Raw genomic sequence first — 16989 nt, forward strand, 5'->3', positions numbered from 1 at the left:
GCGCCGCGTCCCGGCGTTCGTCACGGCACGCGGGCGATCAGGTACCGGAACACGTTCGGCATCCACACCGTCCCGTCCTCGCGCCGGTACGCGTGCAGCGCCTCCGCCAGCTCCTTGTCCACCTGCTCCTGGTCGGTCGCGGTGACCGCCGCGTCGAACAGCCCCGTCGACAGCAGGCCCCGCACCGCGCTGGCGACGTCGGCGTACCCGAAGGGGCAGGCCACCCGTCCCGAGCCGTCCGGCCTGAGGCCCGCGCGCTGGGCGACCTCCTCCAGGTCGTCGCGCAGCGCCGGCCGCCAGCTGCGCGCGCTGCGCAGCGGATCGGCCAGCTTGGTGGCCACCCGTAGCACGGACGATGTGGTGCAGCGCTCCGGCGGACCCCAGCCGGCCAGCACCACCGGCGCCCCCCGCTCGGCGAGCGGCGTCGCCTGCGCGAGCAGTTCTCCCAGCCCCTCCGAGTCGCCGGCCAGGCACCCGATGGGCTCGAAGGCGGTCACCAGGGTGTACGCGGTACGGCCGGCGTCGTCCGGGTCGTCCACGTCCCGGGGCGAGCCCTGGACGATCCGGGTGTCCGCACGCGCGCGCGTGTGCTCCGTCCCCGCCGTCCCGGGCAGCAGCCGCTCCCGGGCGAGGGCCAGCCGTTCCGGTGCGCGGGAGTCGACGCCGGTGACCGCGGCGCCCCGGGAGGCGGCCAGCAGCAGCGCCAGTCCGGAACCGCAGCCCAGCCCCAGCAGCCGGGTGCCGGCTCCCACGTCCAGTCGCTCGTAGACGGCCTCGTAGAGCGGTACGAGCATCCGCTCCTGGATCTCGGACCAGTCACGCGCGCGTGCCCGCAGGTCCACGCCGGGCGCCACCCCCGCGTGAGATGGGTGCCGCCGCACGAGCGTAGGTGTCATAGGAAAGCGCCCCAATCGCCGAGAGTTCTCGCAAGTTGCCGCTGTGCCCTGTTGTCGGTGGCCCCCGTGCAGTGCGCCCGCACTCCCCGTATGCCAGGAAACTCCGGGCTCGCCGTCACGTCCAGTGGTCGAGGGGGCCGGTTTGCGTAATCGGCGGGTGCGTGGCGAGATTTCACCTTCCCGCAACCTGGGCCCGCGCCGGCGCGCTCCGGCCGGGGCGCCCGTTCCCGCGCCCAGGACCGACCACCCCCCGCGCCGGCGCCGGCAACCGGACGCCGGGGCCGGACCGGCCGGCGGCGGCCCGGCACGCGGCACCACGGCGATCCGGCCGTACGGGTGCGGGCCGGGGGAGCGAACGCGGCGGGAAACGGACGCCCGCGTCGAGGCGGTGGGCGCCTCCGGCGGGACGCGTGCGCCGGTTTCGCGGCCGACGTCCCCGGTCCCGCCGTGAGGGGCGGCGAGGCGGTTCCGGCCAAGGTCCGCGAACCCGGCCGACCGGCAGCGGGCCGCGGGCGACGGCCGGCCGGGCCCGCGGTGACCGCACGGCGTCCGGCCGTCGGGGGCGGGCCGGTGCCGGACGCCGACGCCCCGCCCGGTAACGTCGCCGTCGGCGCGCGCGTCAGCCGGGACGGTGTCCTCCGGCGCACACGCGACCGAAACGCTCCTTGCGCGCCGGCGCATCGCGCACGTCCCGGCGCGTGGACACGCGCTGCACGCGGGCGCGTACGGCGGGCTACGCACCACCTTGGTACGAGCTGTGCGGCTTCTCCGCAGATCGGCGCACCCGCCCTCGTCGGCGCGCATCGGTGGCAACTGACGGGTACGAGCAAAATATTTGAGATGCCCCGGAATAGGAACACAGCGGTACCCAGGCTCGTTGCCGTTACGTGAGCACGACACCACCTGTTCTCGCCGCAGAGCTGGCGCAGGCGTGGGCCGACATTCAGCGGCACCACCCCGAGCTGCCCGATCTTGCCGCGCCCGAGTCCCTGATCGGAGAGTCGTCGTCCGCCTGCGGGCACACGCTCTCCTTCGAACGACTGCTCCATGAGGCAGTCCACGGCATCGCCGCGGCGCGCGGCGTACGCGACACCTCCCGCGCCGGCCGGTACCACAACCGCAGATTCCTCGCGATCGCCGAGGAGCTGGGCCTGGACCACCCCGAGGAGCCGCACCCGAGCAGCGGTTTCTCGCTGGTCACGCTCACCCCCGAGGCGAAGCGCCGCTACCGTCCGACCATCGAGCGCCTCCAGCGCGCCCTGAAGGCCCACTCCGCGGCGACCGCGGCCGACTCCGCCCGCACCTTCCGCGGCCCGGCCGCCCGCCACGGCTCCTCCGGCGGCGGCGTGCGCGTGAAGGCGGTCTGTGACTGCGGCCGCAACGTACGGGTCGTCCCGTCCGTGCTGGCCCAGGCCCCGATCGTGTGCGGCGGCTGCGGGAAGCCGTTCCGGATCCCGGAGGTCGTGGGCGCGGCGGCGGGCTGAGGGCGGAGCTGCGCGCGGCGGCCGCGTCCGTGCCTCCGGTCCGGTGCCCCCGGGCCGGAGGCGGTCCGCCAGGTGTGGCAGAATGGCTAGCTGTACTCGACAGCCGCATAGGACCCCTCTCTCCTCCGGCTGACGCGTCCATCGGGCACTCGGGTACCGCAACCCCACGCGGCTCTCTCGCCGTGCCCAACCACGTCAATTCCAGGAGAACCCACTCCCGTGGCAGTCAAGATCAAGCTGAAGCGTCTGGGCAAGATCCGTTCGCCTCACTACCGCATCGTCGTCGCCGACTCCCGTACCCGCCGTGACGGCCGGGCCATCGAGGAGATCGGCAAGTACCACCCGACGTACAACCCGTCGGTGATGGAGGTCGACAGCGAGCGCGTGGCGTACTGGCTCTCCGTCGGCGCCCAGCCCACCGAGCCCGTGCTCGCCATCCTGAAGAAGACCGGCGACTGGCAGAAGTTCAAGGGCGAGCCCGCCCCGGCTCCGCTGCTGCAGCCGGCCGAGAAGCCGGCGCGCCCGTCGTTCGAGGCGATCGGCGGCGAGGACGAGGGCAAGGGCGAGGCCATCACCCCGAAGAAGAAGGCCGAGAAGAAGGACGAGGCTGCGACCGAGTCTTCTTCGGCTGAGTCGACCGAGGCCTGAGCATGCTCGAGGAGGCTCTCGAGCACCTCGTGAGGGGCATCGTCGACAACCCTGACGATGTGCAGGTCGCCTCGCGCAACCTGCGCCGTGGACGTGTGCTCGAGGTCCGGGTCCACCCGGACGACCTCGGAAAGGTGATCGGCCGCAACGGCCGCACCGCACGCGCTCTGCGCACCGTCGTGGGCGCCATCGGCGGCCGCGGCGTCCGCGTCGACCTGGTCGACGCGGACAACGTCCGCTGACGCTTATCGCAACCGGCTCGGGCCGGGGAGGGCCACAGGGCCGTCCCCGGCCCGTAGTCGTATGACAGGAGATTCACACAAGTGCAGCTGGTAGTCGCTCGCATCGGCCGCGCCCACGGCATCAAGGGCGAGGTCACCGTCGAGGTCCGTACCGACGAGCCGGAACTGCGGCTCGCCCCCGGCGCCGTCCTGGCCACCGACCCCGCCTCGGCCGGGCCGCTGACCATCGAGACGGGCCGCGTCCACAGCGGCCGCCTCCTGCTGCGCTTCGAGGGCGTGCGCGACCGCAACGCCGCCGAGGCCCTGCGCAACACCCTCCTGATCGCCGAGGTGGACCCCGAGGAACTGCCCGAGGAGGAGGACGAGTACTACGACCACCAGCTGATCGACCTCGACGTCGTCACCGAGGACGGGACGGAGGTCGGCCGGATCACCGAGATCTCCCACCTGCCCTCCCAGGACCTGTTCGTGGTGGAGCGCCCCGACGGCAGCGAGGTCTTCGTGCCGTTCGTGGCGGAGATCGTCACCGAGATCGACCTCGAGGAACAGCGGGCCGTCATCACCCCGCCGCCGGGCCTCATCGACGACCGGGCCGAGATCGCCTCGTCGAGGGACGAGAACGCATGAGGCTCGACGTCGTCACGATCTTCCCCGAGTACCTGGAACCGCTGAACGTCTCCCTCGTCGGCAAGGCCCGCGCGCGCGGGCAGTTGAACGTGCACGTCCACGACCTGCGCGCGTGGACGTACGACCGGCACAACACCGTCGACGACACCCCTTACGGCGGCGGCCCCGGAATGGTGATGAAGACCGGGCCGTGGGGCGACGCGCTGGACACCGTCCTGGCCGACGGTTACGAGACGGGCGCGGCCGAACCCGCCCTCGTCGTGCCCACCCCCAGCGGCCGTCCCTTCACCCAGGAACTCGCCGTCCACCTCTCCGAGCGCCCCTGGCTGATCTTCACGCCTGCCCGCTACGAGGGCATCGACCGGCGCGTCGTCGACGAGTACGCCACCCGCATGCCCGTCTACGAGGTCTCCATCGGCGACTACGTCCTCGCCGGCGGCGAGGCGGCCGTCCTCGTCGTCACCGAGGCGGTGGCGCGGCTGCTGCCGGGCGTCCTGGGCAACGCCGAGTCCCACCGCGACGACTCCTTCGCCCCCGGCGCCATGGCCAACCTCCTCGAGGGACCCGTCTACACCAAGCCGCCCCTGTGGCGCGGCCGGGACATCCCCGAGGTGCTGCTCAGCGGCCACCACGGGAGGATCGCCCGCTGGCGCCGCGACGAGGCCCTCAAGCGCACCACGGCCCACCGGCCCGACCTGATCGAGCGCTGCGACCCGAAGACCTTCGACAAGAAGGACCGCGAGATGCTCTCCATCCTGGGCTGGGAACCGGACCCGGCGGGGGAGCCGTACGGGCGATTTTGGCGCAGGACTCCGGGCGTGGAAGAATAGGCCGCTGCTGTGCGTCCGTCCGGCGTGCGCCCCTGCCACAGGGGGAGACGACGCCCGCTCCGACCCGCACGGCCCCGATCCGAACCACCTAGTCCCGTTGATGACCTGTGGCATCAGCGAAGAAAGCAGACGAAATGTCTCACCTGCTCGACTCCGTCGACGCCGCGTCGCTGCGCAGCGACATCCCGGACTTCCGCCCGGGTGACACCGTCAACGTCCACGTCCGCGTCATCGAGGGCAACCGCTCCCGTGTGCAGCAGTTCAAGGGCGTAGTCATCCGCCGCCAGGGTTCCGGCGTGCGCGAGACCTTCACGGTCCGCAAGGTCTCCTTCTCCGTCGGCGTCGAGCGCACCTTCCCGGTGCACACCCCGATCGTGGAGAAGATCGAGCTCGTCACCCGCGGTGACGTGCGTCGCGCCAAGCTGTACTACCTGCGCGAGCTGCGCGGCAAGGCGGCGAAGATCAAGGAGAAGCGCGAGAGCTGAGCGCGCTCGGGGGTTCACAGCGGGGCCGGATAGCATCGGGCCCCGATGGACACCGAAGCACAGCCGACGGAGCGCGACCGCTCCCCCCGCCCTTCCGACGCCGAGGACCCCTCGGAACCGGAGGAGCGGGGGGGACGGTCGCGTTTCGCGTTGACGGACCGCGTCACGGAATGGGTCCCCGGCGGCTGGATCACCGTGACCCTGCTGGTCCTGCTGCTCTGCCTGCTGCTGGTCTTCACCTACGTCCTGCAGCCGTTCCGGATCCCCAGCGGATCCATGGAGCGCGGGCTGCGGATCGGCGACCGCGTGCTCGTCAACAAGCTGGCCTACCGTTTCGGGGACCGGCCGGGGCGGGGCGACGTCGTCGTGTTCGACGGGACCGGGTACTTCGGGCGCGGCGACTACATCAAACGCGTTGTCGGGGTGGGCGGGGACCGCGTGGTCTGCTGCGACGGCGAGGGGAGGATCGAGGTGAACGGACAGCCGGTCGACGAGTCGGAGTTCCTGTACCCCGGGGACAGCCCCTCCACGGTCCGCTTCGACGTCGTCGTGCCCGACGGCAGGCTGTTCGTCCTCGGTGACCACCGCAGCGACTCCAGCGACTCCCGGGACCACCTGGGGTCGCCGGGCGGCGGCATGATCCCCGTGGACGAGGTGATCGGCCGCGCCGACTGGATCGTCTGGCCCCTCGGCCACGCCACCCACCTGGACCGTCCCGGTGGCTACGCGCGCGTGCCCGCCGGGCGGGAGGGGGCGGGCGGCCATGGGTAACCGCGGCAGACCCCGGCGTGACGCCTCCGGCGGCCCGGCGGGCGACCCGCCGCCCGCCGGCAGGCGGCCCGGCGGCCGGACCCGCGCCGAGCGGCGCAGGCTCCAGCGCAAGGTCAAACGGCGCCGCAGACGCAGCGCGGTGAAGGAGGTGCCCCTCCTCGTCGGCGTCGCCGTCCTCATCGCCCTGGTGCTGAAGACCTTCCTCGTCCAGGCCTTCGTGATCCCCTCGGGCTCCATGGAGCAGACCATCCGGATCGGGGACCGGGTCCTGGTAGACAAGCTCACCCCCTGGTTCGGTTCCGAACCGCGGCGCGGGGACGTCGTCGTCTTCCGCGACCCCGGCGGCTGGCTCCAGGGCGGGCAGACCGCGCAGAAGGACGCCCCGGCCGTCGTCAAGCAGGTCAAGGAAGGCCTCACCTCCATCGGCCTGCTGCCCTCCGACGACGAGAAGGACCTCATCAAGCGGGTGGTCGGCGTGGGCGGCGACCGTGTCCGGTGCTGCGACGCGCAAGGGCGGATCACCGTCAACGGCGTCCCCCTGGACGAGGGTTACCTCCACCCCGGAGACGTCCCCTCCACCATCCGGTTCGACGTCACGGTCCCCGAGGGGCGGTTGTGGGTGATGGGCGACCACCGGTCCAACTCGGCCGACTCCCGCGCCCACCAGGACCGCGAGTACGGCGGTACGGTCTCCGAGGACCAAGTGGTCGGGCGGGCCGTGGTCATCGCCTGGCCGTTCGGCCACTGGAGCACCCTGGGGGAGCCGGAGACGTACGCGGCCGTGTCCGACGCGGCCTCGGGGTCGACCGCCGCGCCACGCCTGTCGCATAGGGTTGCCCCCGACGATCCGAACGGAACGATCCAGCTCCCGAGCCCTGCGGAACTCCCGCTCGTTATGGGAGTGGTGGGCCTGCGCCGCGCATGGGGCAGGCGGCGGCAGAGAGTGAGGAGTTGGCGTGGGGGATACGGCGGTCGGCGCACGGTCCGGACACGACGGCGAGGAGCATCGCGGACGTCCGGTGGAAGCGGCCGGCCCGGCCGCGGACACCACCGCGACCTCCGGGAGCGGCTCCGGGACGACGACTGAGGACGGCAGGGTGACGGGCGAACAGACCGGCGGAAACGAGGACCGGGGGCCGGGCGGAGCGCGGCCCCCCGAAGGGGCCAGGCAACAGCGTTCCTTCTGGAAGGAGCTGCCGATCCTGATCGGCGTCGCGCTCGTGCTGGCGCTGCTGATCAAGACGTTCCTGGTGCAGGCGTTCTCGATCCCCTCCGACTCGATGCAGAACACCCTCCAGCAGGGCGACCGGGTCCTGGTCGACAAGCTCACCCCCTGGTTCGGTTCCGAACCCGAGCGCGGCGAGGTCGTGGTCTTCCACGACCCCGACGACTGGCTGGCGGGCGAGCCGACCGCCGACCCCAACCCCCTGCAGAGCTTCCTCAGCTGGATCGGCCTGATGCCGTCCGTCGAGGAGAAGGACCTGATCAAGCGAGTGATCGGCGTCGGCGGCGACACGGTCGAGTGCAAGGGCGCCGGCCCGGTCAGGGTCAACGGCAAGGCACTGGACGACCAGGACTTCGTCTACCCCGGCAACACGTCCTGCAGCGTCGACGACAACGGCGGCCAGTTCAAGGTCGAGGTCCCCAAGGGATACATCTGGGTCATGGGCGACCACCGCCAGAACTCGCGTGACTCCCGCTACAACCGGTCCGACAGGCACAACGGCATGGTTCCGGTGGACGAGGTCGTCGGCCGCGCCATCGTGATCGCCTGGCCGGTCAACCGCTGGTCCACCCTGCCGGTGCCGGACACCTTCGACCAGCCCGGCCTGAACGCCGCGCCCGCGATGGCCGGCGCCCTGTCGGTCGCGCCGCAGGGCCTCGCCCTCGCCGGCGTCGTACCGGTCGCGCTGTGGCGCCGCCGGCGGACCGCCCCTGCCGGGACCCGTTGAGGGCCTGCCCGGAGACCCTCCGGGCAGGGCGGGCCGTACGCTGGCGAGCCCCGATCACCGGGAAGGGCTGACCTGCCGGGTACCGCCGGGTAGGGTGCGGATCCATGGGCGGCGAGAGCATGACACGCACGGCACCGCGCGGCGGTGGTGCCACCACGGGCCCGGCGGGCAGCAGGGCCGGGCAGCGGTTGTCCGGGCTGGCCGTGGCGCTGGGTCTGGTGCTGTTCCTCGGCGGCTTCGCCTGGGGAGCGGTGGTCTACCGGCCGTACACCGTGCCGACCGGTTCGATGTCGCCGACCATCGACGCCGGTGACCGGGTCCTGGCGCAGCGCATCGGAGGGGAGGACGTCCGCCGCGGTGACGTCGTCGTCTTCAGGGACGCCACCTGGGCCGACGCCCCCGTGGTCAAGCGTGTGGTCGCCGTCGGCGGCGACACCGTCGCCTGCTGCCGGGACGGCAGGCTGACGGTCGACGGAAAGAAGATCGACGAGCCCTACCTGCCCGAGGGAACCGCGGCCGAGGACGGCTCCTTCCCGGCCGTGACCGTCCCGAGGGGACGGCTGTTCCTGCTCGGTGACGAGCGCGGCACCTCCCTGGACTCCACCGCCCACCTGACCGAGACGGCCCGCGGCACCGTCGCGAGCGACGCCGTCGAGGCGCGGGTCGACGCCGTCGCCTGGCCCATGGACGGCATGCTCCGGCCCGCGACCGGCTTCGAGGTGCTCGGCCCCCTCTCCTCGCCCGGCCCGATCCGGACGGTCCTGGCGCTGGTGGTCGCCGGCGTGGTGCTGATCTTCGGCGGCGCGGCCTACGGACCGCTCGCCCAGCGGGCCGCCGCCTCGCGCGCCCGGCCCGGGACGGAGGCGACCGGTGCCCGCTGAGGCGACGCGGGCGGGGTGGGGCGCGTGCGAGGGCGGGCTGCGCAGGGTCGCCCGGGTGGTGCTGCTCGACCCGCGGGACCGCATCCTGCTGCTGCACGGTCACGAGCCGGACGATCCGGCCGACGACTGGTGGTTCACGCCCGGCGGCGGCGTGGAGGGCGACGAGACCCGGGAACAGGCGGCCCTGCGGGAACTGGCCGAGGAGACCGGAATCACCGAGGTCGAGCTCGGCCCGGTGCTGTGGCGGCGCCGGTGCTCCTTCCCCTTCGCGGGCCGCCGCTGGAACCAGGACGAGTGGTACTACCTGGCCCGTACGGCCCAGACGGCGACCGCGGCCGCGGGCCTGACCGAGCTGGAACGGCGCAGCGTCGCGGGAACGCGCTGGTGGACGTACCGGGAACTGGCCCGGGCACATGAGACGGTGTATCCGAACAGACTTGCCGAGCTGCTGCGCACGCTGCTCGACGAAGGTCCCCCGGCCCGGCCCGTGACCCTTGACCCGGAAATCGTCTAGGGGCTCACGGGACTGGCGCACAATGGTGGGATCGCACGGCTGAAGGGGAACATGCCATGAGCGCCGAGGACCTCGAGAAGTACGAGACCGAGATGGAGCTCAAGCTCTACCGGGAGTACCGCGATGTCGTCGGTCTGTTCAAATACGTGATCGAGACCGAGCGGCGTTTCTATCTGACCAACGATTACGAGATGCAGGTCCACTCGGTCCAGGGCGAGGTGTTCTTTGAGGTCACCATGGCGGACGCGTGGGTGTGGGACATGTACCGGCCGGCGCGGTTCGTGAAGCAGGTACGTGTACTGACGTTCAAGGACGTGAACATCGAGGAGCTCAACAAGAGCGACTTGGAGCTGCCGAGCGGGTGACACCGGGCGGCCCGTCACCCGTGGGGGTGAGCGAGTTCTCCACAACCGCCGGGCCGTCCACCGAGATCCGACAGCTCGTCGCCCCGCCCGCATCGTAGGCACCGGAGGTGGTGCCGAGATGAACGCACGAGGAGCGCTGGGCAGGTACGGCGAGGACCTGGCCGCACGGCGGCTGTCCGAGGCCGGGATGACGGTCCTGGAGCGCAACTGGCGCTGCGGCCGGGCCGGCGAGATCGACATCGTGGCCCGGGACGGGGACGTCCTGGTCTTCTGTGAGGTGAAGACCCGCCGAGGCGGCCGCTTCGAGCATCCGATGGCCGCCGTGACCCCGGTGAAGGCCGAGCGGCTGCGGCGGCTCGCCGAGCGCTGGATCCAGACCCATGGCGGAGCGCCGCCCGGCGGCGCCCGGATCGACCTGATCGGCGTGGTGCTGCCGGAGCGCGGAGCCCCGGTCGTCGAGCACGTGCGGGGGGTGGCGTGATGGGGTTCGCGCGGACGTGCTCGGTGGCCCTGATCGGGGTCGAGGGCGTGGTCGTCGAGGTCCAGGCCGACCTCGAACCGGGCGTCGCGGCGTTCACGCTGGTGGGACTGCCCGACAAGAGCCTGTCGGAGAGCCGGGACCGGGTGCGGGCCGCCGTGGTCAATTCCGGGGCCGAATGGCCCCAGAAGAAGCTCACGGTGGGCCTCAGCCCGGCGTCGGTGCCCAAGGCGGGCAGCGGCTTCGACATCGCCGTCGCCTGCGCCGTCCTCGGCGCCGCCGAGCGGATCGACCCCCGCGTGCTCACCGACATCGTGATGATCGGCGAGCTGGGCCTGGACGGGCGGGTCAGGCCGGTCCGGGGCATCCTGCCGGCGGTGCTGGCCGCGGCGGACGCCGGTTTCGAACAGGTGGTCGTGCCGGAGTGTGCCGCCGCGGAGGCGTCCTTGGTGCCCGGGGTGTCGGTGCTGGGGGTGCGCACCCTCCGCCAGCTGATCGCCGTCCTCGCGGACGAGCCCGTGCCCGACGAGGAGCCGGGCGAACGGGGCCGCCCCGATCCCCTGGCGGCCGGCCTGCGCGTGCCCGGCGCGGGCATCCACCTCGTCGGAGCGGCGCAGTCCGACCACGGCCACGACCTCGCCGACGTCGTCGGCCAGACCTCGGCGCGCACGGCGGTGGAGGTCGCCGCGGCCGGCGGGCACCACCTCTTCCTGGAGGGCCCCCCGGGCGCCGGGAAGACGATGCTCGCCGAGCGGCTCCCCGCGCTCCTGCCCCCGCTCGGCCGGGAGGAGTCGCTGGAGGTCACGGCGGTGCACTCGGTCGCGGGCCTGCTGCCGCCGGGCAAACCGCTGATCGACGCGGCCCCGTACTGCGCCCCGCACCACTCGGCCACGATGCAGGCACTGGTCGGCGGCGGCCCCGGAGTCGCCCGGCCCGGTGCCGTGTCCCTCGCTCACCGAGGCATTCTGTTTTTGGATGAAACGCCGGAGTTCAGCAGCCACGCCCTGGACGCACTGCGGCAGCCCCTGGAGGCCGGGCACGTCGTCATCGCGCGCAGCGCGGGCGTCGTGCGGTTCCCCGCGAAGTTCCTCATGGTGCTCGCCGCCAACCCCTGCCCCTGCGGGCGCTTCTCGCGGACGGACACCCTGTGCGAGTGCCCGCCCTCGGCGATCCGCCGCTACCAGGCCAGGCTCTCCGGCCCGCTGCTGGACCGGGTCGACCTGCGCGTCGAGGTCGACCGCGTCACCCGCACCGAACTGGCGGCGCGCGGCACCTCCGGCGAATCCACCGCGACCGTCGCCGCACGCGTCCGGGCGGCCCGGGAACGGGCCGGCGCACGCCTGGCCGGCACGCCCTGGCGCAGCAACAGCGAGGTCCCCGGGCGCGAGCTGCGCCACCGCTGGCCGGCCGCGCCGGGGGCGATGGACGAGGCGGAGCGGAGCCTGGAGCGGGGCGTCCTGACCGCCCGCGGCCTCGACCGGGTGCTCCGCGTCGCCTGGACCGTCGCCGACCTGGCCGGCCACGACCGGCCCGGTGCCATGGACGTGGCCCTGGCGCTCCAGCTGCGGACCGGCGTGCCCCGAGGCGTGCCCATGGCCATCGGGGCACCGGCGTGACCGCCGGGGGCGGCGTGGACCCCGAGCTGCTCGACCGCGTCTTCCTCACCCGGGTCCTCGAGCCCGGTGACGAGACCGGCGGGCGGTGGGTGCGGGAGCGCGGCGTGCGGGAGGTGGCCCGGCGGTTGCGAGCGGACGGGGCGGCCCTGCCGGGCGTGAGCGCGAAGCGCTGGGCGGGGCTGCGGGCGCGGGCCGAGCGGGCCGATCCGGGCGGCGACCTGGCCGCCGCCCGGGCGGCGGGCGTGCGGTTCGTGTGTCCCGGCACCGTCGAATGGCCGGGACAGCTCGACGACCTCGGGGACGCCCGGCCCCTGGGGCTGTGGGTGCGCGGACGGCCCGACCTGCGGATGTGGGCGCTGCGGTCGGTGGCCGTCGTCGGCGCCCGCGCCTGTACCGCCTACGGCACCCACATGGCGGCCACGCTCGCCGCCGGCCTCGCCGAACGGGGCTGGGTCGTGGTCTCCGGCGGCGCCTACGGAGTCGACGGAGCCGCCCACCGAGGGGCCCTCGGCGCGGGAGGCGCCACCGTCGCCGTACTCGCCTGCGGCGTCGACCGGCCCTACCCACGCGGACACGCCGGGCTGATCGGCAGGATCGCGGACCAGGGGCTGGTGGTGGGGGAGCTGCCGCCGGGTGAGCATCCGACCCCGAGCAGGTTCGTCCTGCGCAACCGGGTGATCGCCGCGCTCACCCGCGGCACCGTGGTCGTCGAGGCCGCGCACCGCAGCGGCTCGCTGGCCACGGCACGGGCGGCCCAGCGCCTGGGCCGGCACACCATGGGCGTGCCCGGCCCGGCCACCAGCGGGCTCTCCGCGGGCGTGCACGAACTGCTGCGCGGGGGCGCCACCCTCGTCACCGACGCCGCGGACGTCGTCGAGCTGGTCGGGGCGATGGGCGAGCTGGCCCCGGAGCGACGCGGCCCGGTGCTCCCCGCCGACCTGCTGCCCGTGCCCGCCCGTCAGGTCCTGGCCGCCCTGCCGGCGCGCCGGACGGCGGCGCCGTCCGAGATCGCGAGGGGCGCCCGGACGACGGAGGACGACGCGATCGCGAGACTGTACGAGCTTCGAGCACTCGGTTACGTCGAACGACACGTCGACGGCTGGAGGTTGACACGCCAGGCCGTGATGTCCAGTCGAGCCGGTCGGCCGCCATGCTGACCGAGCGTGTTCGGCCGTCCGAGGGAACACCGAGAGCCTTGGGAATCACCGCAGTTGAGGCAGGTGTGTGATCACGCAGAGCGATCATCATGCCTCCGGTGCGGTGTCCCGCGGAACGTATCGGCGTACAATTCCCCCTCCGCCCTTCGCGCACCGCGACGCCTCAGTCACGCTACGCTCACGAGAACCCTCCCACACGGATCGGCAAGCGGGCCCGGGACGACAGGTCACCGAGGCACCTCACTTCACGGCAGAACGGCACAAGGCGACGAATGCCCCAGCACACCTCCGGGTCCGACCGGGCGGCGATCCCCCCAGCCGCCCGGGACGGTGGCAGCGTGCGGCCGCCCGCCCCCTCGACGCTCGACGAGCTGTGGCGGTCGTACAAGGCGACAGGGGACGAGCGGCTGCGGGAGCAGCTGATCCTGCACTACTCGCCCCTCGTGAAATACGTGGCGGGCCGGGTCAGCGTCGGGCTGCCGCCCAATGTCGAGCAGGCGGATTTCGTCTCCTCCGGGGTGTTCGGGCTGATCGACGCGATCGAGAAATTCGACATCGACCGCGAGATCAAGTTCGAGACGTACGCGATCACGCGCATCCGGGGCGCGATGATCGACGAACTGCGGGCGCTGGACTGGATCCCGCGCTCCGTGCGGCAGAAGGCGCGGAACGTCGAGCGGGCCTACGCCACGCTGGAGGCGCGGCTGCGGCGGACCCCGACGGAGGGCGAGGTGGCCGCCGAGATGGGCATCGCCGTCGAGGAACTCCACACCGTGTTCAGCCAGTTGTCGCTGGCCAACGTGGTGGCGCTGGAGGAGTTGCTGCACGTCGGGGGCGAGGGCGGCGGCCGGCTGAGCCTGATGGACACCCTGGAGGACACCGCCGCCGACAACCCGGTGGAGGTGGCCGAGGACCGGGAGCTGCGGCAGTGGCTGGCGCGGGCCATCAACACGCTGCCCGACCGGGAGAAGACCGTGGTCACGCTGTACTACTACGAAGGGCTCACCCTCGCCGAGATCGGAAACGTGCTGGGCGTGACCGAGAGCCGGGTGAGCCAGATCCACACCAAGTCGGTGCTGCAGCTGCGGGCGAAGCTGGCCGGATTCGGACGCTGACCCGCCCGCGGGCGCGGCACGGCAGCCGTGTGGGGAGGGAGCGCCTCCCGCCCGCGGCGGCGCGTCCGTAAAGTGGACGGCGTGCCAAGGATTCGAGCGGCCTCCGTGGCCGAGCACCGGTCGATGCAGCGTGCCGCCCTGCTGGACGCGGCACGCTCCCTGCTGTCCGAGGGCGGGACGGAGGCGCTGACCTTCCCGGCCCTCGCGGAGCGCACGGGGCTGGCCCGGTCGTCCGTGTACGAGTACTTCCGGTCGCGTGCGGCGGTCGTCGAGGAGCTGTGCGCGGTCGACTTCCCCCTCTGGGCGGCGGAGGTGGAGGCGGCGATGGCCGCGGTCGACGGGCCGGAGGCCAAGGTCGAGGCGTATGTGCGCAAGCAGCTCGACCTCGTCGGCGACCGGCGGCACCGGGCCGTGGTGGCGATCTCGGCGAGCGAACTGGACGCCGGGGCCAGGGAGAAGATCCGGGCGGCACACGGCGGTCTGGTCGCGATGATCGTCGAGGCGCTGGGGGAGATGGGGCACGCGCAGCCCCGGCTGGCGGCGATGCTGCTGCAAGGGGTCGTCGACGCGGCGGTGCGGCGCATCGAACTGGGGGCCGCGGAGGACCCGGAGTCGGTGACGGACGCGGCGGTCTCGATGGCACTGCGGGGCGTACGGGGCTGACGGGGCGGCGCCGGGTGGCGCCGTCTTCGCCACCGGCGCGACGTGCCCGCCTGCATGGCGTGCCCGCCTCCGCGCGCCCCACCGGTCTCGCGCAGGGGGCGTGCCCGGCCGCCGGATGCGCCGGTGTGCCTGCCGGCGGCTGCGCGGGGCGGGCCGCTGCCCGGCCCAGCCGAAGGGGGTGCGGCCCCGGCCGCACGGCGCGGGGTGGTAGCCCCCCGCCCCCGCCCCCGCCCTCCCCTCCCCTCCCCCGGTCACCGTGACGGACGAAGCGTGCCCGGCAGCGCCACGGCCGGTGGAGCCCCGGCGCGGTCCCGCTCGCACCTGCTCCGGCCGCCCTGGACCGGGCCGGAAGGCGGCGGCCGTCACGGCGGCTGGGGCACGCCCAGCACCGGCAGCAGGCGCGACGGGCCCGTCCGCAGCAGCCACGGCGGCAGCAGCGCCAGGGGGTTCAGGTAGGTCCCGGCGCCGCGCAGGCCCCAGTGCAGGCACGGCGCCGCGCAGTGGGACCCCGTCGGCTCCACCGCGCCGATCACCTCGCCCGCCGCCACCTCCTCGCCCTCGCGCACCGACGCCCGGACCGGTTCGTACGTCGTCCGCAGGGGCGGGTCGCCCGTGCCCGCGAGTTCCAGCGAGACGACGCCCTTCCCGGCCACCCGGCCCGCGAAGGACACCCGGCCCGGAGCCACCGCACGCACCGGGGCGCCCGGTGGCGCGGCGAGGTCCACGCCGCGGTGACCGGGGGCGTACGGGCCGGGCGGAGGTGCCCAGCCGCGCAGGATCGGGGGGCGGGTGCCGACCGGCCAGGTGCGGCCCACGGCCGGTACCGCCGGGCCGCCGGGCCGCCCGCCGGCCGTGACCGCCGCCGCCGGAGCCGGGCCCGGCGGCGGGGCGGGAACCGGCAGCAGCGCCGCCAGGAGGACCGGCCACGTCCACGGGTGCACACATCGCCTCAGTCGCATGCGGGAACCCTGCCGCACCGCCGCCGACGACGGCCGGGACCTGTGGACTACTCGCCGGTTGTGGACGGCGGCGTCACCCGGTGCCCCGCGGGTCCCGTACACTTCTGGTGGCGATCCGGGCCACCGGGTCGACTTCGCACGCCCCGGTATCGGGGCCGGCACGCGTCGGTCCCCCGGTATCAAGCGCCCCTCGGTCCTTCGCGGCACGGCGCACCGCGGGCGTCAGGCGCGGGAGCCGTCCGGCACCCGCGGCACAACCGAGAACTCAAGGAGAGTACGGCCATGGCCGTCGTCACGATGCGGGAGCTGCTGGAGAGCGGCGTCCACTTCGGTCACCAGACCCGCCGTTGGAACCCGAAGATGAAGCGCTTCATCTTCACCGAGCGCAACGGCATCTACATCATCGACCTGCTCCAGTCGCTGTCGTACATCGACCGCGCCTACGAGTTCGTCAAGGAGACCGTCGCCCACGGCGGCACGGTCATGTTCGTCGGCACGAAGAAGCAGGCGCAGGAGGCCATCGCCGAGCAGGCCACCCGCGTCGGCATGCCCTACGTCAACCAGCGCTGGCTGGGCGGCATGCTCACCAACTTCTCGACCGTCTACAAGCGCCTGCAGCGCCTGAAGGAGCTGGAGCAGATCGACTTCGAGGACGTCGCGTCCTCCGGTCTGACCAAGAAGGAGCTCCTGGTCCTCTCGCGCGAGAAGGCCAAGCTGGAGAAGACCCTCGGCGGTATCCGCGAGATGCAGAAGGTGCCCAGCGCCGTCTGGATCGTGGACACCAAGAAGGAGCACATCGCCGTCGGCGAGGCCCGGAAGCTCAACATCCCGGTCGTCGCGATCCTCGACACCAACTGCGACCCCGACGAGGTCGACTACAAGATCCCGGGCAACGACGACGCGATCCGCTCCGTCACCCTGCTCACCCGTGTGATCGCCGACGCCGTCGCCGAGGGCCTGATGGCCCGCTCCGGCGTCGCCGAGGCCGGCAAGGGCGACAAGGCCGCGGGCGAGCCGCTCGCCGAGTGGGAGCGTGACCTGCTCGAGGGCGAGAAGAAGGACGCCGAGGCCGAGAAGCCGGCCGAGGCCGCTCCCGCCGAGGCCCCGGCCGCGGAGGCTCCGGCTGCCGAGGCCGAGCAGGCCTGACCGACCCGTCAGCGTCAGTGGTGACGGCGGGAGCGGTGACATGATTCCCCCTCGTCCCGGGGACGGGGGAGATGCCCTCACCGCTCCCGCCGTTCACCCTTAGGTCGGCGGAAGGACAGCGCGGTCCGGCTCCATGGGTCGCGCAACCCGCAGATCTTCG

At 73.3% G+C, this 16989-nt stretch carries 20 protein-coding genes; 18 read left to right on the forward strand and 2 right to left on the reverse strand.

Annotated features, from left to right (window positions below):
- Window positions 1-20 precede the first annotated feature (20 nt).
- Window positions 21-896 (reverse strand): SAM-dependent methyltransferase, encoded by an 876-nt coding sequence (locus ACSU6Z_RS21375; RefSeq protein ID WP_437047853.1) that lies wholly within the window; start codon window positions 894-896, stop codon window positions 21-23.
- A gap of 887 nt (window positions 897-1783) precedes the next feature.
- On the opposite strand from ACSU6Z_RS21375, the gene ACSU6Z_RS21380 reads away from it, so the two are divergent.
- The 17 genes from ACSU6Z_RS21380 (at window position 1784) to ACSU6Z_RS21460 (ending at window position 14724) form a co-directional block, all read left to right on the forward strand.
- Window positions 1784-2380 (forward strand): hypothetical protein, encoded by a 597-nt coding sequence (locus tag ACSU6Z_RS21380; RefSeq protein ID WP_358781004.1) that lies wholly within the window; start codon window positions 1784-1786, stop codon window positions 2378-2380.
- A 219-nt stretch (window positions 2381-2599) separates the two neighbouring features.
- Window positions 2600-3028 (forward strand): 30S ribosomal protein S16, encoded by a 429-nt coding sequence (gene rpsP, locus ACSU6Z_RS21385; protein WP_437047855.1) that lies wholly within the window; start codon window positions 2600-2602, stop codon window positions 3026-3028.
- A 2-nt stretch (window positions 3029-3030) separates the two neighbouring features.
- Window positions 3031-3270, forward strand: a complete 240-nt coding sequence (locus tag ACSU6Z_RS21390; protein ID WP_437047856.1) for an RNA-binding protein — start codon at window positions 3031-3033, stop codon at window positions 3268-3270.
- 81 nt (window positions 3271-3351) lie between these two features.
- Window positions 3352-3897 (forward strand): ribosome maturation factor RimM, encoded by a 546-nt coding sequence (gene rimM, locus ACSU6Z_RS21395; protein WP_437047858.1) that lies wholly within the window; start codon window positions 3352-3354, stop codon window positions 3895-3897.
- Window positions 3894-4727 (forward strand): tRNA (guanosine(37)-N1)-methyltransferase TrmD, encoded by an 834-nt coding sequence (gene trmD / locus ACSU6Z_RS21400; RefSeq protein ID WP_437047860.1) that lies wholly within the window; start codon window positions 3894-3896, stop codon window positions 4725-4727. Before rimM ends, trmD begins: the two co-directional genes overlap by 4 nt.
- Window positions 4728-4861: 134 nt before the next feature.
- Window positions 4862-5212: a 50S ribosomal protein L19 gene (gene rplS, locus ACSU6Z_RS21405; protein ID WP_437047862.1), complete on the forward strand. Its 351-nt coding sequence runs from the start codon at window positions 4862-4864 to the stop codon at window positions 5210-5212.
- Window positions 5213-5257: 45 nt separating this feature from the next.
- Entirely contained in the window at window positions 5258-5983 is a 726-nt protein-coding gene (lepB, locus tag ACSU6Z_RS21410; protein ID WP_437047863.1) for a signal peptidase I, read from the forward strand.
- The gene (gene lepB, locus ACSU6Z_RS21415; RefSeq protein WP_437047865.1) at window positions 5976-7070 is read left to right on the forward strand and encodes a signal peptidase I; all 1095 of its coding nucleotides are present in this window, start codon (window positions 5976-5978) and stop codon (window positions 7068-7070) included. Before lepB (ACSU6Z_RS21410) ends, lepB (ACSU6Z_RS21415) begins: the two co-directional genes overlap by 8 nt.
- Window positions 7003-7935, forward strand: coding sequence for a signal peptidase I (gene lepB / locus ACSU6Z_RS21420; protein WP_437047867.1), 933 nt, complete (start codon window positions 7003-7005; stop codon window positions 7933-7935). The genes lepB (ACSU6Z_RS21415) and lepB (ACSU6Z_RS21420) overlap by 68 nt, the downstream gene beginning before the upstream one ends.
- A 104-nt stretch (window positions 7936-8039) precedes the next feature.
- On the forward strand, window positions 8040-8816 hold the full coding sequence (lepB, locus tag ACSU6Z_RS21425; protein ID WP_437047869.1) for a signal peptidase I: 777 nt from the start codon (window positions 8040-8042) through the stop codon (window positions 8814-8816).
- Window positions 8806-9330 carry an NUDIX hydrolase gene (locus tag ACSU6Z_RS21430; protein ID WP_437047870.1) on the forward strand — a complete coding sequence of 175 codons (525 nt, stop codon included), beginning with the start codon at window positions 8806-8808 and terminating at the stop codon, window positions 9328-9330. Before lepB (ACSU6Z_RS21425) ends, ACSU6Z_RS21430 begins: the two co-directional genes overlap by 11 nt.
- A gap of 56 nt (window positions 9331-9386) precedes the next feature.
- Window positions 9387-9695: a DUF2469 domain-containing protein gene (locus ACSU6Z_RS21435; RefSeq protein ID WP_018544766.1), complete on the forward strand. Its 309-nt coding sequence runs from the start codon at window positions 9387-9389 to the stop codon at window positions 9693-9695.
- 118 nt (window positions 9696-9813) lie between these two features.
- Complete coding sequence (locus ACSU6Z_RS21440) at window positions 9814-10176, forward strand: YraN family protein (protein WP_437047871.1); 363 nt, start codon at window positions 9814-9816, stop codon at window positions 10174-10176.
- Window positions 10176-11789, forward strand: a complete 1614-nt coding sequence (locus ACSU6Z_RS21445) for a YifB family Mg chelatase-like AAA ATPase (protein ID WP_437047872.1) — start codon at window positions 10176-10178, stop codon at window positions 11787-11789. The genes ACSU6Z_RS21440 and ACSU6Z_RS21445 overlap by 1 nt, the downstream gene beginning before the upstream one ends.
- A complete protein-coding gene (dprA, locus tag ACSU6Z_RS21450; RefSeq protein ID WP_437047874.1) occupies window positions 11786-12946 on the forward strand; it encodes a DNA-processing protein DprA in 1161 nt (386 codons plus the stop codon). The genes ACSU6Z_RS21445 and dprA overlap by 4 nt, the downstream gene beginning before the upstream one ends.
- A 272-nt stretch (window positions 12947-13218) precedes the next feature.
- A complete protein-coding gene (gene whiG / locus ACSU6Z_RS21455; RefSeq protein WP_437047876.1) occupies window positions 13219-14061 on the forward strand; it encodes an RNA polymerase sigma factor WhiG in 843 nt (280 codons plus the stop codon).
- Window positions 14062-14166: 105 nt separating this feature from the next.
- Entirely contained in the window at window positions 14167-14724 is a 558-nt protein-coding gene (locus ACSU6Z_RS21460; RefSeq protein WP_437023008.1) for a TetR/AcrR family transcriptional regulator, read from the forward strand.
- A 362-nt stretch (window positions 14725-15086) separates the two neighbouring features.
- Here ACSU6Z_RS21460 and ACSU6Z_RS21465 read toward each other — a convergent pair whose 3' ends face one another.
- On the reverse strand, window positions 15087-15683 hold the full coding sequence (locus ACSU6Z_RS21465) for a murein hydrolase activator EnvC family protein (RefSeq protein ID WP_437047878.1): 597 nt from the start codon (window positions 15681-15683) through the stop codon (window positions 15087-15089).
- 282 nt (window positions 15684-15965) lie between these two features.
- Here ACSU6Z_RS21465 and rpsB point away from each other — a divergent pair, with 282 nt between their 5' ends.
- Window positions 15966-16829 carry a 30S ribosomal protein S2 gene (gene rpsB / locus ACSU6Z_RS21470; RefSeq protein WP_358781019.1) on the forward strand — a complete coding sequence of 288 codons (864 nt, stop codon included), beginning with the start codon at window positions 15966-15968 and terminating at the stop codon, window positions 16827-16829.
- Window positions 16830-16989 lie beyond the last annotated feature (160 nt).

Origin of the sequence: Streptomyces sp. enrichment culture (assembly GCF_964273145.1) — a bacterium.
GTDB lineage: Bacteria > Actinomycetota > Actinomycetes > Streptomycetales > Streptomycetaceae > Streptomyces.

What these genes read in the sequence shown, in the direction of transcription:
- ACSU6Z_RS21375 (WP_437047853.1), bottom strand. Translation starts at nt 896, where the DNA reads ATGACACCTACGCTCGTGCGGCGGCACCCATCTCACGCGGGGGTGGCG.
- ACSU6Z_RS21390 (WP_437047856.1), top strand. Translation starts at nt 3,031, where the DNA reads ATGCTCGAGGAGGCTCTCGAGCACCTCGTGAGGGGCATCGTCGACAAC.
- trmD (WP_437047860.1), top strand. Translation starts at nt 3,894, where the DNA reads ATGAGGCTCGACGTCGTCACGATCTTCCCCGAGTACCTGGAACCGCTG.
- rplS (WP_437047862.1), top strand. Translation starts at nt 4,862, where the DNA reads ATGTCTCACCTGCTCGACTCCGTCGACGCCGCGTCGCTGCGCAGCGAC.
- lepB (WP_437047863.1), top strand. Translation starts at nt 5,258, where the DNA reads ATGGACACCGAAGCACAGCCGACGGAGCGCGACCGCTCCCCCCGCCCT.
- lepB (WP_437047865.1), top strand. Translation starts at nt 5,976, where the DNA reads ATGGGTAACCGCGGCAGACCCCGGCGTGACGCCTCCGGCGGCCCGGCG.
- lepB (WP_437047869.1), top strand. Translation starts at nt 8,040, where the DNA reads ATGGGCGGCGAGAGCATGACACGCACGGCACCGCGCGGCGGTGGTGCC.
- ACSU6Z_RS21435 (WP_018544766.1), top strand. Translation starts at nt 9,387, where the DNA reads ATGAGCGCCGAGGACCTCGAGAAGTACGAGACCGAGATGGAGCTCAAG.
- ACSU6Z_RS21440 (WP_437047871.1), top strand. Translation starts at nt 9,814, where the DNA reads ATGAACGCACGAGGAGCGCTGGGCAGGTACGGCGAGGACCTGGCCGCA.
- ACSU6Z_RS21445 (WP_437047872.1), top strand. Translation starts at nt 10,176, where the DNA reads ATGGGGTTCGCGCGGACGTGCTCGGTGGCCCTGATCGGGGTCGAGGGC.
- whiG (WP_437047876.1), top strand. Translation starts at nt 13,219, where the DNA reads ATGCCCCAGCACACCTCCGGGTCCGACCGGGCGGCGATCCCCCCAGCC.
- ACSU6Z_RS21465 (WP_437047878.1), bottom strand. Translation starts at nt 15,683, where the DNA reads ATGCGACTGAGGCGATGTGTGCACCCGTGGACGTGGCCGGTCCTCCTG.
- rpsB (WP_358781019.1), top strand. Translation starts at nt 15,966, where the DNA reads ATGGCCGTCGTCACGATGCGGGAGCTGCTGGAGAGCGGCGTCCACTTC.